Source organism: Denitromonas iodatirespirans, from assembly GCF_018524365.1.
In the GTDB taxonomy this organism is placed as follows: Bacteria; Pseudomonadota; Gammaproteobacteria; order Burkholderiales; family Rhodocyclaceae; genus Nitrogeniibacter; species Nitrogeniibacter iodatirespirans.
The window spans coordinates 28,129-41,691 of the sequence record NZ_JAEKFT010000018.1 but is presented as its reverse complement, the minus strand read 5'-3'; the positions used below and the strand labels follow the sequence as shown (position 1 = coordinate 41,691).

15 protein-coding genes and 1 riboswitch are annotated in these 13,563 nt (G+C 68.6%); of the genes, 3 read left to right on the top strand and 12 right to left on the bottom strand.

Annotation, left to right across the window (positions count from 1 at the left end; all coding sequences use genetic code 11):
* Positions 1-26 precede the first annotated feature (26 nt).
* From I8J34_RS15445 to I8J34_RS15415, 7 genes are all read right to left on the bottom strand, one after another.
* Positions 27-398 (bottom strand): DUF1636 family protein, encoded by a 372-nt coding sequence (locus tag I8J34_RS15445; RefSeq protein WP_214362524.1) that lies wholly within the window; start codon positions 396-398, stop codon positions 27-29.
* Complete coding sequence (locus I8J34_RS15440; protein WP_214362523.1) at positions 395-1,195, bottom strand: ABC transporter ATP-binding protein; 801 nt, start codon at positions 1,193-1,195, stop codon at positions 395-397. The genes I8J34_RS15445 and I8J34_RS15440 overlap by 4 nt, the downstream gene beginning before the upstream one ends.
* Positions 1,192-2,202, bottom strand: a complete 1,011-nt coding sequence (locus tag I8J34_RS15435; RefSeq protein WP_214362522.1) for a FecCD family ABC transporter permease — start codon at positions 2,200-2,202, stop codon at positions 1,192-1,194. The genes I8J34_RS15440 and I8J34_RS15435 overlap by 4 nt, the downstream gene beginning before the upstream one ends.
* Positions 2,199-3,062, bottom strand: a complete 864-nt coding sequence (locus I8J34_RS15430; protein WP_214362521.1) for an ABC transporter substrate-binding protein — start codon at positions 3,060-3,062, stop codon at positions 2,199-2,201. Before I8J34_RS15430 ends, I8J34_RS15435 begins: the two co-directional genes overlap by 4 nt.
* The gene (gene cobO, locus I8J34_RS15425) at positions 3,062-3,673 is read right to left on the bottom strand and encodes a cob(I)yrinic acid a,c-diamide adenosyltransferase (RefSeq protein ID WP_214362520.1); all 612 of its coding nucleotides are present in this window, start codon (positions 3,671-3,673) and stop codon (positions 3,062-3,064) included. The genes I8J34_RS15430 and cobO overlap by 1 nt, the downstream gene beginning before the upstream one ends.
* A 150-nt stretch (positions 3,674-3,823) precedes the next feature.
* Positions 3,824-4,042: riboswitch (cobalamin riboswitch) on the bottom strand.
* 56 nt (positions 4,043-4,098) lie between these two features.
* Entirely contained in the window at positions 4,099-4,797 is a 699-nt protein-coding gene (locus I8J34_RS15420; protein ID WP_214362519.1) for an alpha/beta fold hydrolase, read from the bottom strand.
* A 71-nt stretch (positions 4,798-4,868) separates the two neighbouring features.
* Positions 4,869-5,099 carry a TIGR02647 family protein gene (locus I8J34_RS15415; RefSeq protein WP_214362518.1) on the bottom strand — a complete coding sequence of 77 codons (231 nt, stop codon included), beginning with the start codon at positions 5,097-5,099 and terminating at the stop codon, positions 4,869-4,871.
* A 317-nt stretch (positions 5,100-5,416) separates the two neighbouring features.
* Here I8J34_RS15415 and I8J34_RS15410 point away from each other — a divergent pair, with 317 nt between their 5' ends.
* Entirely contained in the window at positions 5,417-6,418 is a 1,002-nt protein-coding gene (locus tag I8J34_RS15410; RefSeq protein ID WP_214362517.1) for a cytochrome-c peroxidase, read from the top strand.
* Positions 6,419-6,551: 133 nt separating this feature from the next.
* Positions 6,552-6,968, top strand: coding sequence for a Fur family transcriptional regulator (locus I8J34_RS15405; protein WP_214362516.1), 417 nt, complete (start codon positions 6,552-6,554; stop codon positions 6,966-6,968).
* A 56-nt stretch (positions 6,969-7,024) separates the two neighbouring features.
* Here I8J34_RS15405 and I8J34_RS15400 read toward each other — a convergent pair whose 3' ends face one another.
* Positions 7,025-7,246, bottom strand: a complete 222-nt coding sequence (locus I8J34_RS15400; RefSeq protein WP_214362515.1) for a hypothetical protein — start codon at positions 7,244-7,246, stop codon at positions 7,025-7,027.
* Between the two features lie 93 nt (positions 7,247-7,339).
* Positions 7,340-7,933, bottom strand: a complete 594-nt coding sequence (locus I8J34_RS15395; RefSeq protein ID WP_214362514.1) for a helix-turn-helix domain-containing protein — start codon at positions 7,931-7,933, stop codon at positions 7,340-7,342.
* A gap of 119 nt (positions 7,934-8,052) precedes the next feature.
* Here I8J34_RS15395 and I8J34_RS15390 point away from each other — a divergent pair, with 119 nt between their 5' ends.
* Positions 8,053-9,252 (top strand): benzoate/H(+) symporter BenE family transporter, encoded by a 1,200-nt coding sequence (locus tag I8J34_RS15390; RefSeq protein ID WP_214362513.1) that lies wholly within the window; start codon positions 8,053-8,055, stop codon positions 9,250-9,252.
* Between the two features lie 4 nt (positions 9,253-9,256).
* On the opposite strand, the gene I8J34_RS15385 is transcribed toward I8J34_RS15390, so the two are convergent.
* The 3 genes from I8J34_RS15385 to alaS all read right to left on the bottom strand — a co-directional run bounded on the left by I8J34_RS15385 (position 9,257) and on the right by alaS (position 13,534).
* Positions 9,257-9,775 (bottom strand): NUDIX domain-containing protein, encoded by a 519-nt coding sequence (locus I8J34_RS15385; RefSeq protein WP_214362512.1) that lies wholly within the window; start codon positions 9,773-9,775, stop codon positions 9,257-9,259.
* Positions 9,759-10,805 carry a threonine aldolase family protein gene (locus I8J34_RS15380; protein ID WP_214362511.1) on the bottom strand — a complete coding sequence of 349 codons (1,047 nt, stop codon included), beginning with the start codon at positions 10,803-10,805 and terminating at the stop codon, positions 9,759-9,761. The genes I8J34_RS15385 and I8J34_RS15380 overlap by 17 nt, the downstream gene beginning before the upstream one ends.
* A gap of 98 nt (positions 10,806-10,903) precedes the next feature.
* Positions 10,904-13,534 carry an alanine--tRNA ligase gene (gene alaS, locus I8J34_RS15375; protein ID WP_214362510.1) on the bottom strand — a complete coding sequence of 877 codons (2,631 nt, stop codon included), beginning with the start codon at positions 13,532-13,534 and terminating at the stop codon, positions 10,904-10,906.
* Between the last annotated feature and the right edge of the window lie 29 nt (positions 13,535-13,563).

Genomic DNA, 13,563 nt, shown 5'->3' with positions numbered 1-13,563 from the left:
GGGTCTCCGGAGTGAGCAGGGTTCGGTCAGTCGCCGTTCAGCGGCGGAATGCGGGCAATGAAATGCCCCTTGATGCCGTCCGGCCATGCCTTGTAGGGCACGAGGCCGTCGGTCGACAGGCGGTAGCCGGCGATGTAGTCGAGCAGCGCCTGCACCGACGCGGCGTCGGGTTGCAGGTCGCCGATGACATAGCCGATCTTGCCCGGCGCGCGCAGCAGCGCCGTGCAGCGTCGCTGGCAGGCCATCAGGCAGGCGGTGCGTTCGAGTCGCAGCAGGCTGTCGCCGCACTCGGCGAGCGCCGCCTCGAGACTGCGTGCCAGCCGCTCGCCGGGCCGGATCGCCTCGGGGCGGGCCGGATCATTGCCGCAGGTGGCGCAAACGGTCAGGGTGGGGGTCATGCAGGGATCTCCGAGGGCGTCAACGGGCGGCACTGCCAGGGCAGCACATAAGACTGGTCATCATGCTCGCCATGCATCGCCTGCACCTGGTACACCCGCTGCAGGTTGCCCGGCGTCAGGACCTGGCGCGGGGTGCCCGCGGCCACGGCGCAGCCCTGGTGCATGAGCAACACCCGGTCGCAGAAACGGCTCGCCAGGGTGAGGTCGTGCAGGACCACCACGATGCTGCCGCCGCGCGCGCAGTGCTCGCGCAGCAGATTCATGACGCTGAGTTGATGGAAGGGGTCGAGCGCGGCGATCGGTTCGTCTGCCAGCAGCAGCGGCGCCTGCACCGCCAGCGCGCGGGCCAGCCGGGCACGGGTCCGCTCACCGCCCGACAGCTGGTCGAGGCGCCGGCCGGCCAGTGCGCCCAGGCGCATGGCAGCCATCGCCGCCTGCACCGCCGCGGTGTCCGCCGCACTCGGGCCGCGCGCCCAGGCCCGGCGATGGGGCAGACGGCCCAGGGCCACGAAATCGGCCACGGACATGGGCCATGCGGCGCGGTCGTCCTGCCCCAGATAGGCCAAGCGGGTGGCCCGCTGCGCGGGCGACAAGGCGGCGAACCAGGCGCCGCCGACACGCACCTCGCCCTCGTGCGGGGTCAGTTGCGCCACCGCGCGCAGCAGGCTGGTCTTGCCGGCTCCGTTCGGCCCGATCAGGCCGAACAGCTCGCCGCGCGCCACCGACAGCGACACCGCATCGACCCGCCGGCACCCGCCGCGCCCGACGCTGACGCCCGTCACATCGAGCGCGTTCATGCCGGCACCTCGCCGCGTGCGCGCATCACCAGCACGAAGAAGAACGGCGCGCCGATGAGCGCAGTCACCACGCCCAGCATCAATTCGGTATTACCGCTGACCAGGCGCGACACCCCGTCGGCGGCGAGCAGCAGCAAGGCGCCGCCGAGTGCGCTGGCCGGCAGCAGCCGCGCCGGATGACTGCCCACGGCATGGCGCAGCATGTGCGGCACCACCAGACCGACGAAGCCGATCGAGCCGGTCACCGCCACGCTGGCGCCGACACACAGCGCCGTGCCCAGAATGACGCGCGCGCGCAACCGGGCCAGATGCACGCCCAGGCTGGCCGCCTCGTCCTCGCCGAGGGTCAGCGCATCGAGGCTGCGCCCGCAACTGAGCAGCACGCCGAGGCCGGTCAGCACGAAGGGCAGGCACAGGCGCACGTCGTCGAAGCTGCGATCGGCCAGCGAACCGAGCAACCACAGCACGATGTCCTGCACATCGGCCGGATTGGGTGCCAGGTTGATGGCCAGCGAGGTCAGCGCCCCGGCCAGCGACGACAGTGCGATGCCGGCCAGAATCAGCGTCAGGTTGCCGGCCCCGCGCCGGGCCACCAGGTAAAGCACGGCCGTGGCCACGGTGGCGGCGAACATCGCGGCGGCCGGCAGCCACCACACGCTGAGCGCGGTGAGGCCGAAATACAGACAGACGACGGCGCCGAGCGAGGCGCTCGCGCTCACCCCCAGCAAGCCGGGCTCGGCCAGCGGATTGCGCAACAGGCCCTGCAGCGCCGCGCCGGACATGCCCAGCGCCGCCCCTACCAGCACCGCGAGCAGCACCCGCGGCAGGCGGATGTCCCACACGATGGCCTGGTGGCGCTGCCCGAGCGCATCGCCGGCCTCGCCGCCCCCGAGCAGCGCCGGCACGAGCGTGTCGGCATCGAGCGCCACCGGGCCGAGGCTCAGGGACACCAGCGCCAGCAGCAGCACCGCCGCGCCCAGCGCGCCGTTGAGCGTGGCCGGCCTCATGGCCTGTGCCCCGCCGGCGCGCCGGCCAGCTGCCACTGTGTTGCCAGCGCTTCGGCGGCCTGCGCCAGCTGCAGGTTGCTGCAGCCCCAATCGTTCTGCGTCATCTGCAACACCGGCCGTTCGGCGAGCAGGCGACGGATCTGCGGATGACGCGCGAATCCGTTGCGCGCGTAGGTCGCATCGCGCTGCAGGTTGCTGACCACGATCACCGCCGGCGGGTCGTTCACCAGGGCTTCGAGCGACAGGGTTCCCCAGCCGTCGAGTCCGAGCGCGGTGGCGTGGTTGCGAAAACCGGCGGCCTCCAGCACGGCATCCACATGCGTGCCCCGGCCGGCGCTGCCGCCGTTCGGGCGCAGATACAGCGCACTGACCGGCTGCGCGTCACGGTGCAGCCCAGCCAGCCGTTGGCGCGCCGTGTCGACCAACGCCTGCGCGGCGTCGGCCCGCCCGATCTGGGCGCCGACCTGTCGGGTGGTGGCGAAAATCTCCGCCCACGTGCGCGGGAACGGAACGCGAACCACCCGGATGCCATGGCGGGCGAACAGGGTCGCGTCCTGGCGCGACAGCCAGCGGCGGGAGGTGAGGAGGATGTCGGGCGCCAGGGCGATCACCTCCTCGGCCGTGGCCCGGTTGCCAGGATAGGCGGCCGCGCGCTCGGCCATCGACGACTGGCGCGGGTCCTGGCTCTTGTATGACACCGAGACGATCTGCGCCGGATCGGCCAGGCTCAGCAGCAGGACATCGGCGCACAGATTGGTCGACATCACCCGCGGCAGCGTCTCGGCCGCCGCCAGGCCGGACAGGCACAGACCGATGACCGCCGCCAGGCAGCGCCCGGCCGGAGGACAACGCCGACGCATCAGAAGTCGATGCCCGCCTGCGCCTTCACGCCCGCGCGGAAGGCATGTTTGCGATCGTCGATCTCGCTCACCGTGTCGGCCAGCTCGACCAGTTCGGGCTTGGCGGCCCGACCGGTAAGGATCACCGTCTGCGTGGCCGGCCGCGCGCGGATCGCCGCGACGACACGCTCGGTGTCGAGATAGTTGTACTTGAGCATGTAGGTGAGCTCGTCGAGCAGCACCAACTGGATGGACGGATCGCGCAGCAGACGCTCGGCCTGCGCCCAGGCGATATCGGCCGCCTGCTTGTCGGCCTCCCAGTCCTGGGTGTTCCAGGTGAAGCCGGTGGCCATCGCGTGATAGTCCACCGCCGCGCCGGCACCGCCCTGTTGCAGGAAGATCACCTCGCCAGTGGCCTGGGTGCCCTTGATGAACTGCACCACGCCGACCCGGTGGCCATGGCCGAGCGCGCGAAACAAGGTGCCGAAGGCCGAGGTGGTTTTGCCCTTGCCGTTGCCGGTGATCAGGATGACGATGCCGCGCTCGTCCTGCGCGCGCTCGATGGCCGCATCGACCACCGCCTTCTTGCGCTGCATGCGCGCATTGTGATTTTGCTTCTTGCCTTCATCCATGACTTTCCCGCCTCCGTATCGAATGGACATCGGCACCGGCGGGGGTCTGCATGCATGTTGAACGCATCGGCAACGATGCACATGCGAAGGCTGGCGGAAGACAGGCGGCTAGGCCTGATACCAGTCGATCTGCCCACACCCCGGGGCGCCTGACGTGTCATTGCTCGGGTCGGTCTTCTGGCTCACCGTCATCCGGAACTGCGCCGCCTTCCCGATCCGGCCGATACAGCGGCCGGCAGTCAGTGGCATCGAGGCGCTTCCGTCAGGCTTACAGCAGCGGGGGCTGCGCCGGAATGGCTGAAGCTTCAGCATCACCGGACTTCCCGTGTTCGCATCGCGCGCGAACGTACCCGATCAATTGCGACGAAATGGTATCACGCTTCGACGGGCGATCAATCACCCCGTCATGGCGCCCGCGCGGGTCATCAGGCCGACCAGCGAGCCACCAGTCGGGCCAGCGCCTGCGGCGCTTCCAGCGGCAGCATGTGCCCCGCGCCCGGCACCTCGTGCACCACCGTACGAGGGGCGCGGACTTGCAGATCCTGCACCCAGCGCCGGTCGACCAACGCATCCTCCGCACCGAAGGCCATCCAGACGGGAATCGACAAGGCCGACAGCGCCGAGCACAGATCGGGCCGCTCAGTCGTGGCGCGCAACTGCTGCTCGAGCACCGCCAGGCCCAGGCTGGCGTCCATGGCCTTCATGCACTGGCCGATGGCCGGATCGGCCAGGCTGGCCGGGGACACCATCTGCGCCACCTTGTGATCGCTCAGGCCTTGGTAGCCGCCCCGCTTGAGCCAGGCCAGCAACTGCTGACGCTGGCGCAACTCGCGCTCCGGCAGCGCGCACGGGCTGTTGGCGCAGATGAACAGGCTGCCGATGCGCCCCGGCAGCCGACAGGCCAGCGCCGCCGCCAGATAGCCACCCAGTGAAAAGCCGAACAGATTCACCGGCCCCGCCGGCAAGGACTCGGCAAGCGCTGACACGAGATGGTCGATATCCGGCCCGTCCGGGATGGGCAGATGCTGCCAGGCGACACCCGGCAGATGCGGCAGCAACCGGTGCCACAGGCGCGCGTCGCACATGGTGCCCGGCAAGGCGACGATCGGAATGGGCGGGCTCACGGTCTGCCTGGCGGCGGGACGGCGCCGCCCCTCGGCGGGCGGGCCGGCCGAAACGGCACGCACAATCGCGGTTAGCCGACGATCCGGCGTACCAGTTGCAGATGCTCGGCGGCCTCGTGCCCCAGCTTGGTCAGATAGCCGCCGTCATGCTGGCTAACCAGCCCCTTGTCGAACAGGCGCTGGGCCGCGGCAATCGTCTCGGGCGCGGCATCGTGGTGCACCTTGAGGCCGGTTTGCGAATCGCTCACATCGTATTGGGCGAGCAGGCTGAGTTCGTGGACAAGATCGGCGGGCAGCGTCATGAAAACCTCGCGATGGCGCCACCGGTGCGGTGGCCATCGGCACTTTACCGCCGCGCGGGCCGGGAGGGCAATTCACGCGTTGTGCGCACGAAGGCCACGCCGGCCCCCCGAGCGCCGACACCGGCGCCGGGGCTGCTCGCGCCTCGCGTCGCATCACATCGCAGCGGACGCTCGTCCGACGCATCGACGCCCCCGAATCAGTGATTCATATCAATATCCATGCCAACGGTATGGTTTTTAATCTCACCATGATTTAGACAGCGTCTAACACCGATACCCGAAATCGATCTCATCGATACCACGTGGAGGAAGTCATCATGAAAGCACTTCGACTGAACGCACTGGCCATTGCCCTCGGGCTTGGTGCCCTGTTGCCCGGCACGACCATGGCCGCATCCGACGAACCCATCTCGGTCATCCAGCCGCCGCAGAGCATCAACATCGGCATGGCGGAACTGGGCAAGAAGCTGTATTTCGATCCGCGCCTGTCCAAATCGGGTTTCATCTCGTGCAACTCCTGTCACAACCTGTCGATGGGCGGCACCGACAATCTGCCCACCTCCATCGGCGACAAGTGGCAGCAAGGGCCGATCAATGCGCCGACGGTGCTCAATTCCAGCCTGAACGTCGCCCAGTTCTGGGACGGCCGGGCGGCCGACCTCAAGGCGCAGGCCGGTGGCCCGATCGCCAACCCGGGCGAGATGGCCTTCACGCACACCCTGGCGGTGGACGTGCTCCAGTCCATTCCGGGCTATGTGCGGGAGTTCAAGATGGTCTTCGGCAAGGACAAGATCGACATCGATGAAGTGACCCTGGCCATCGCCGAATTCGAGAAAACCCTGGTAACGCCCAACGCGCGCTTCGACCAGTGGCTGCTCGGCAAGCAGGATGCCCTGAGCGCCAAGGAAAAAGCCGGCTACGCCTTGTTCAAGGACAGCGGCTGTATCGCCTGCCACAACGGCGAAGCGGTCGGCGGCAACTCCTTCCAGAAGATGGGCGTGGTCGAGCCGTACCAGGCCAAGAGCCCGGCCGAAGGGCGTTCGGCCGTCACCGGCAAGGACGCCGACCGTTTCAACTTCAAGGTGCCGACGCTGCGCAACGTGGAGATGACCTATCCGTACTTCCATGACGGCGCCGCCAACACCCTGACCGAAGCGGTCGACATCATGGGCCGCCTGCAGCTGGGCCGGACCTTCAGTGCCGAAGAGAATGCGAACATCGTCGCCTTCCTCAAGACGCTGACCGGCGACCAGCCCGCCTTCACGCTGCCGATACTGCCGCCTTCGACCGACGCGACCCCGCGTCCCAAGCCCTTCTGAACGTCCCGAACCGGGCGCGGCGCGGGCAAGATCCCGCGCCGCCGGTTTCCAACGCGGCGGCTGGCCCTTACACTGGGCGGCAACCGGCAACGTTGAACAGACCGGACCGACCGCCCACCAAGGAGACCCCCTCATGACCCCCTCGACGATGCGAGAAATGGCGGACATCCTGCGAAACGCGGGTATTCCCGTCACGCTGCAGCGCGTCGAGATTGCGCGCGTCATGCTCTCGCAGCATACGCACCTGTCCGCCGATCAGGTATTGGCCAAGGTTCAACAAAGCGTGCCGGAGACCTCCCGCGCCACGGTCTACAACACGCTTAGGCTGTTCAGGGAAAAGAAATTGGTACGCGAACTGATTGTCGATCCGGAACGCATCGTGTTCGACTCGAACACCGATCCCCACTACCACCTCTACAACGCGGAGCAGGGCACGCTCATCGACGTGTCGGCCGATGAGCTGCAGGTCGTCGGCCTGCCCGACCTGCCGCCCGGCCTGCAACTGGACGAGGTGGACGTCATCATCCGCGTGCGCGACCGCAAGCCCTGACCGGTCCGGCCGCGGTGGCATCATCCGCCACCGCACCGCCCACCGCCGCGACGCCGTCAGAACGGCAAGCGCCGCTTCCTCGCGGGTTCGTCCTTCGCCTTCTTTTCCGCCTCGACCGGCCTTGCCCGACGCGGCTTTCTCGACAGGTTCATCTCATCGCGCGCAAAGCGCACCTTGCCTTCCAGTTCGCAGCCGCGCATGCCGGGCGAGCAGATGGCGCCCTTGACGCGCTGGCAGATACCGTTGAGATCGTGCGGACAGCTCCAGGCAGATGACATGGCGGGGCTCCGGTAGCTCAGGAATTCAGTGCGGCCAGTCTAACCGACGGCCTGGGCGGTGCCACGCCCGACCGTTGCGCGTCGCCCGCGACACTACCCGCCATTCGGCGGGGCGATCCCCCAGCGGTGGGCGTAGTGGATCAGGTTATGAAAGACGACCGGCACCTCGCCCGGGTTGCGATAGCCGTGCGGCTGGTCGGCGGCGAAGCGCACCGCCTCCGACGCGCCCAGCGCCACCCAGCGCCCCGCCACCAGCACCTCCATGGCGCCACGCACCACCAGCACATGCTCGGTGACGCCAGCTTCGTGCGGCTCGGAGCGGCGCTCGTAGCCCGGCAGCAGGGTCAGCTCGAACACCTCGAAACCGAAGCGCGGCTCGTAGGGAAACAGCGGCGCCACCAGCATGCCCTCGTTCGCCGGCTGCATCCGCAGCGTGTCGGCATGGCGGAACACTGGCGCGCAATCGGCCTCCACGGGCGCCGGTTCGAGAAAGGTGGAGAGCGATTCATGAAAGCCGCTGGCGATCTTCCACAGGGTGGCCACCGTGGGGCTGGACTCGCCGCGTTCGATCTGCCCCAGCATGGCCTTGCTGACGCCGGTTTCCGCGGCGGCCTGGTCCAGGCTCCAGTGGCGCTGCCGGCGCAGGGATCGCAAGGTGTCGGCGAGGTATTGGCTGGTGTGTTCCATGGCGGCCCGGACGTGTTGAGGTGATGGCAGATCGCGCTTGTGCGTTTTAGCGCACGTCTGCTAGGCTTCGCTGTGCGCTAAAACGCACACGATGCTACACCATCCGATCAGGAACGCCCATGTTCAAGCACCTCAGCCCCTCACACCTCGTCGCCGGTTTCGTCGCCGTGCTGGTGGGCTACACCAGCTCCGCCGCCATCATCTTCCAGGCCGCCTCGGCCGCCGGCGCCACGGCGGCGCAGCTCGGCTCCTGGATGTGGGCACTCGGGCTCGGCATGGGCGTGACCTGCATCGGCCTGTCGCTGGCCTACCGCACCCCGGTGCTCACCGCCTGGTCGACCCCGGGCGCCGCCCTGCTGGTGACCGCGCTGGCCGGCCTGAGCATGGGCGAAGCGGTGGGCGCCTTCCTCTTCTCCTCGCTCTTGATCACGCTGTGCGGCGTCTTCGGCCTGTTCGACCGCATCATGCGCCATGTGCCGCGCGCGCTGGCCGGGGCCATGCTGGCCGGCATCCTACTGCGCTTCGGCCTGCAGGTGTTCACCGCGATGGGTAGCGAGCTGGCGCTGGTGGCGCTGATGCTGCTCACCTACCTGCTCGCCCGCCGCCTGTTGCCGCGCTTCGCCGTGCCGCTGACCCTGCTCGCCGGGCTGGCGCTGGCCGCCGCCCAGGGCGGGATCCGTTTCGATGCGGTCGACATCGCCCTGGCCCGGCCGGTGTTCACGATGCCGGAGTTTTCCTTCCCGGCCCTGATCGGCGTCGGCCTGCCGCTGTTCATCGTCACCATGGCCTCGCAAAACCTGCCCGGCCTCGCCGTGCTGCGCGCCAACGGCTACGACACTCCGGCCTCGCCGCTGATCGGCTGGACCGGTGCCACCGGCCTGGTGCTGGCGCCCTTCGGCGGCTTCGCCTTCAACCTGGCGGCCATCACCGCGGCCATCTGCATGAGCCGCGATGCCGACCCCGACCCGGCGCGCCGCTACCTGGCCTCGATGTGGGCCGGCGGCTTCTACCTGCTCACCGGTGTTTTCGGCGCCACCGTCGCCGGGCTGTTCGACGCCCTGCCCGCCGCGCTGGTGGTGGCCATCGCCGGCATCGCCCTGCTGGGCACCATCGGCAACAGCCTGGCCGGCGCCCTGGCCGGCGAGCGCGAACGCGAGGCGGCGCTGGTCTGCTTCCTCGTCACCGCCTCGGGGCTCACCCTGTTCGACCTGGGCAGCGCCTTCTGGGGGCTGGTGCTGGGGCTGGCGGCGCTGCATCTGGGCACTGCCCGCGAGGCCGCGCCGCGCGCCGCAGCGGCCGACACCGCGCGCGCCCGGTGAGCGCCTAATCGCCCTCGATCGAGCGGGTCGCCAGCCACTCCATCACGGCGTAACCGGTGCCCCGCTCCCAGCCCTTGAGCTTGTCCTTGGGGATCAGCTTCACCTCGGCCAGCTCTTCGTTGAGCGCAATTTCGCCCGTCGCCTGCACGTGGTACACCAGCAGCACCTGGTTGGCGTCGGCAAAGTTGTAGTTGCCGATCCAATGCACCGCCTGGGTGTCTAGGCCGGTCTCCTCCTTGACCTCGCGGGCGACGGCAACATCCGGCGCCTCGTCGCGCTCCAGGAAGCCGGTGACCAGCGCGAACTTGCCCTCCGGCCAGGCCGCGTTGCGTGCCAGCAGCATGTGGCCGTCGCGGTCGACACACTCGATGAGCGCGCACACCACCGGCACCGGATTGCCCCAGGCGATGAAGCCGCAGGCAGCGTCGGGGCAGACGCGGCGCGGCAGCTCGCCGATGTGGGCGTCGGTCAGGCCCGAGCCGCAGCGCGGGCAGAAGCGCCATTCGTCAGGATCGAATCGCATCGCTCGCTCCGGTGAGGTGGCGGATGTCGGCCAGGATGGCGTCGACCGTGGCCGGCAGCGTGTCCCAGCCACACATGAAGCGCGCGCCGCCCGCGCCGATGAAGGTGTAGAAACGCCACCCCTTGGCGCGCAGGCCGGCCTCGACCGCCGCCGGCAGGCGGGCGAAGACGCCATTGGCTTCTGTCGGGAACAGCAGTTCGATACCCGCCGCCACCAGCCCCGCGCTCAGGCGCTGTGCCATGGCGTTGGCGTGGCGTGCATGCTTGAGCCAGACCTCGTCAGTCAGCATGCCCAGCCACGGCGCGGACAGAAAGCGCATCTTGGAGGCCAGCTGGCCGGCCTGCTTGCAGCGCCAGGCGAAATCCTCGGACAGCTTGCGGTCGAAGAACACCACCGCCTCGCCCACCGGCAGGCCCATCTTGGTGCCGCCGAAGCACAGCACATCGACGCCGGCGCGCCAGGTGATGTCGGCCGGCGCCACGTCGAGCGCCGCCACCGCGTTGGCGAAACGGGCGCCATCCATGTGCACCCGCAGGCCGAGGCGGCGGGCGGTGTCGGCAATGGTGGCGACCTGGTCGGGCCGGTAGAGCGTGCCGACCTCGGTGGTCTGGGTCAGCGTGAGGCCGCGCGGCTTGGGAAAGTGCAGGTCGCTGCGCCGGGTTGCCACCTCGGTGATCGCCTCCGGCGTGAGCCGCCCCTGCTCGCCGGCGGCGGTCAGCAGCTTGGCGCCGTTGGAAAAGAACTCCGGCGCGCCGCATTCATCGGTTTCCACATGCGCCAGCGGATGGCAGATCACGCTGTGGTAGGACTGGCAGAGTGTGGCCAGCGCCAGCGAGTTGGCGGCCGTGCCGTTGAACACGAAATACACGTCGCAGTCGGTCTCGAAGACTTCGCGCAGGCGGTCGGAGACCTGGCGGGTGTAGTCGTCATCGCCATAGGCCGGGGCGTGGCCGGTGTTGGCCTCCAGCAGAGCGGCGGTGGCCTCGGGGCAGATGCCGGCGTAGTTGTCGCTGGCGAAATGTTGTTGCATGGCAGGTCTCCGTTGGATTCACTTTTGGTGAAATCTTAGCGCTGAAATAGAAACGGGCCGGTTGTGCCGGCCCGTGGGTGTTGCAGGATGTGCGCGTGTTACAGGCGCTCACCCACCCACTCGGACACACGCATGAGTGCACCGGGGAGGTTTTCGGGTTGGGTGCCGCCAGCCTGGGCCATGTCCGGCCGGCCGCCGCCCTTGCCGCCGACCTGCTGGGCAACAAAGTTGACCAGCTCGCCGGCCTTGACCTTGGCGGTCAGATCGGCGGTGACGCCGGCGATGAGCGTGACCTTGCCCTCGGCGGCCGAGGCCAGCACGATGGCGGCCGAGCCGAGCTTGTCCTTGAGCTTGTCCATGGTCTCGCGCAGCGCTTTCACGTCGGCGCCGTCGAGGCTCACGGCCAGCACCTTGGCACCCTTCACGTCCGCCGCCTGGCTGGCCAGATCGGCGCCGGCACTGGCGGCGAGTTTGGACTTGAGGCGCGCCAGCTCCTTTTCGAGCGACTTGACGCTGTCCTGCATCTGGCCGATGCGCTCGGGCAGCTCGGTGGCCGGGGCGCGCAATGCGGCCGCGGCGCTGGCGAGCAGGCCTTGCTGGGCTTGCACCCACGCCACCGCGCCCTCGCCGGTCACCGCCTCGACCCGCCGCACGCCGGCGGCCACGCCGCCTTCGGAGACGATCTTGAACAGGCCGATGTCGCCGGTGCGGGCCACATGGGTGCCGCCGCACAGTTCCTTCGTCGAGCCGATGGTCAGCACACGCACCTCGTCGCCGTATTTCTCGCCGAAGAGCATCATGGCGCCGGTTTTCTGGGCATCGTCGAGCGCCATCACCGAGGCGTCGGTGGCGGCGTTGGCGAGGATCTCGCGGTTGACGCGGCGCTCGACCTCGGCGATCTCATCGGCCGTCATCGGCTGGTTGTGGGCGAAGTCGAAGCGGGTTTTGTCGGGGTCGACCAGCGAACCCTTCTGCAGCACGTGCTCGCCGAGCACTTCGCGCAGCGCCTTGTGCATCAGGTGTGTCGCCGAGTGGTTGCGCATGGTGCGGCCACGGGCGGCCTCGTCCACCTGCGCGGCCACGGTGTCGCCCACTGCCAGCTCGCCATTGAAGACCTCGCCATGATGGCCGAAGACATCGGCCTGGATCTTTTGCGTGTCCTCGACCTTGAACAGCGTGAGGCAGGCACCGCCCTTGGACAATTCGCCCCGGTCGCCGACCTGGCCGCCGGATTCGGCATAGAACGGGGTGTGATCGAGCACCACCACGCCCTGCTCGCCCGGCATCAGGCGGTCGACCGGCGCGCCGTCGCGGTAGAGCGCGGTGACGCGGCCCTCGTGCGAGAGCGTGTCGTAGCCGTGGAACTGCGTCTTGATGCCGGTGTACTCCAGCCCCGCCGCCATCTTGAACTTGCCGGCGGCGCGCGCCTGCGCCTTCTGGCGCGCCATGGCGGCGTCGAAGGCGTCGGCATCGACGGTCACGCCGCGCTCGCGGCAGACGTCGGCGGTGAGGTCGAGCGGGAAACCGTAGGTGTCATGCAGCTTGAAGGCGGTTTCGCCGTCGAACTGGTTCACGCCCTGCTCGATCATGGCGGCCAGTTCGTCTTCGAGAATCGCCATGCCGTGCTCGATGGTCTCGAAGAAACGGCTCTCTTCCTGGCGCAGCACCTCCATGATGCGCGCCTGGTCGGTCACCAGCTGCGGGTAGGCCTCGCCCATCTCGCGGGCCAGATCGGGCACCAGCTTGTGGAAGAAGGCGGCGCGGGCGCCCAGCTTGTAGCCGTGGCGGATGGCACGGCGGATGATCCGGCGCAGCACATAGCCGCGGCCCTCGTTACCGGGGATGATGCCGTCGGCGACCAGGAAGGCGCAGGCGCGGATGTGGTCGGCAATCACCTTCAGCGAGGGGCTGTCCATGTTCGCATCAGACGTTTCGCGCGCCGCGGCGGCGATCAGGTTCACGAACAGGTCGATTTCGTAGTTGGCGTGCACGCCCTGCAGCACGGCGGCCACGCGCTCAAGGCCCATGCCGGTGTCGACCGAGGGCTTGGGCAGCGGATGCATCACGCCCTTGTCGTCCCGGTTGAACTGCATGAACACGTTGTTCCAGATCTCGATGTAGCGGTCGCCGTCTTCCTCGGGCGAGCCCGGAGGGCCGCCGGGGATCTCGGGGCCGTGGTCGTAGAAGATCTCGGTACAGGGGCCGCAGGGGCCGGTGTCGCCCATCATCCAGAAGTTGTCGGAGGCGTAGCGCGCGCCCTTGTTGTCGCCGATGCGGATGATGCGCTCGGCCGGCACGCCCACTTCCTTCTGCCAGATGTCGTAGGCCTCGTCGTCTTCGGCGTAGACGGTGACCCACAGCTTGTCGGTGGGCAGACCGAACTTCTCGGTCAGCAGCTCCCACGCGTACTGGATGGCGTCGCGCTTGAAGTAGTCGCCGAAGCTGAAGTTGCCCAGCATTTCGAAGAAGGTGTGATGGCGCGCGGTGTAGCCGACGTTTTCGAGGTCGTTGTGCTTGCCGCCGGCGCGCACGCACTTCTGCGAGGTGGTGGCGCGGGTGTAGGGCCGCTTGTCGAAACCGAGGAACACGTCCTTGAACTGGTTCATGCCCGCGTTGGTGAACAGCAGCGTCGGGTCGTCATGCGGCACCAGCGAACTGGAGGCGACGATTTCGTGCCCCTTGGACTGGAAGAATTCAAGGAAAGTACGGCGGATCTGGGCGCTTTTCATGGTGGCGATTCGGGCTCTGCCGGCGGCGC

Bases quoted from the DNA above. Each gene is read 5' to 3' on its own strand.
- I8J34_RS15410 (WP_214362517.1), top strand. From the start codon at position 5,417: ATGAAAGCACTTCGACTGAACGCACTGGCCATTGCCCTCGGGCTTGGT.
- cobO (WP_214362520.1), bottom strand. From the start codon at position 3,673: ATGGATGAAGGCAAGAAGCAAAATCACAATGCGCGCATGCAGCGCAAG.
- I8J34_RS15430 (WP_214362521.1), bottom strand. From the start codon at position 3,062: ATGCGTCGGCGTTGTCCTCCGGCCGGGCGCTGCCTGGCGGCGGTCATC.
- I8J34_RS15405 (WP_214362516.1), top strand. From the start codon at position 6,552: ATGACCCCCTCGACGATGCGAGAAATGGCGGACATCCTGCGAAACGCG.
- alaS (WP_214362510.1), bottom strand. From the start codon at position 13,534: ATGAAAAGCGCCCAGATCCGCCGTACTTTCCTTGAATTCTTCCAGTCC.
- I8J34_RS15390 (WP_214362513.1), top strand. From the start codon at position 8,053: ATGTTCAAGCACCTCAGCCCCTCACACCTCGTCGCCGGTTTCGTCGCC.
- I8J34_RS15380 (WP_214362511.1), bottom strand. From the start codon at position 10,805: ATGCAACAACATTTCGCCAGCGACAACTACGCCGGCATCTGCCCCGAG.
- I8J34_RS15400 (WP_214362515.1), bottom strand. From the start codon at position 7,246: ATGTCATCTGCCTGGAGCTGTCCGCACGATCTCAACGGTATCTGCCAG.
- I8J34_RS15415 (WP_214362518.1), bottom strand. From the start codon at position 5,099: ATGACGCTGCCCGCCGATCTTGTCCACGAACTCAGCCTGCTCGCCCAA.
- I8J34_RS15435 (WP_214362522.1), bottom strand. From the start codon at position 2,202: ATGAGGCCGGCCACGCTCAACGGCGCGCTGGGCGCGGCGGTGCTGCTG.
- I8J34_RS15445 (WP_214362524.1), bottom strand. From the start codon at position 398: ATGACCCCCACCCTGACCGTTTGCGCCACCTGCGGCAATGATCCGGCC.
- I8J34_RS15385 (WP_214362512.1), bottom strand. From the start codon at position 9,775: ATGCGATTCGATCCTGACGAATGGCGCTTCTGCCCGCGCTGCGGCTCG.
- I8J34_RS15440 (WP_214362523.1), bottom strand. From the start codon at position 1,195: ATGAACGCGCTCGATGTGACGGGCGTCAGCGTCGGGCGCGGCGGGTGC.
- I8J34_RS15395 (WP_214362514.1), bottom strand. From the start codon at position 7,933: ATGGAACACACCAGCCAATACCTCGCCGACACCTTGCGATCCCTGCGC.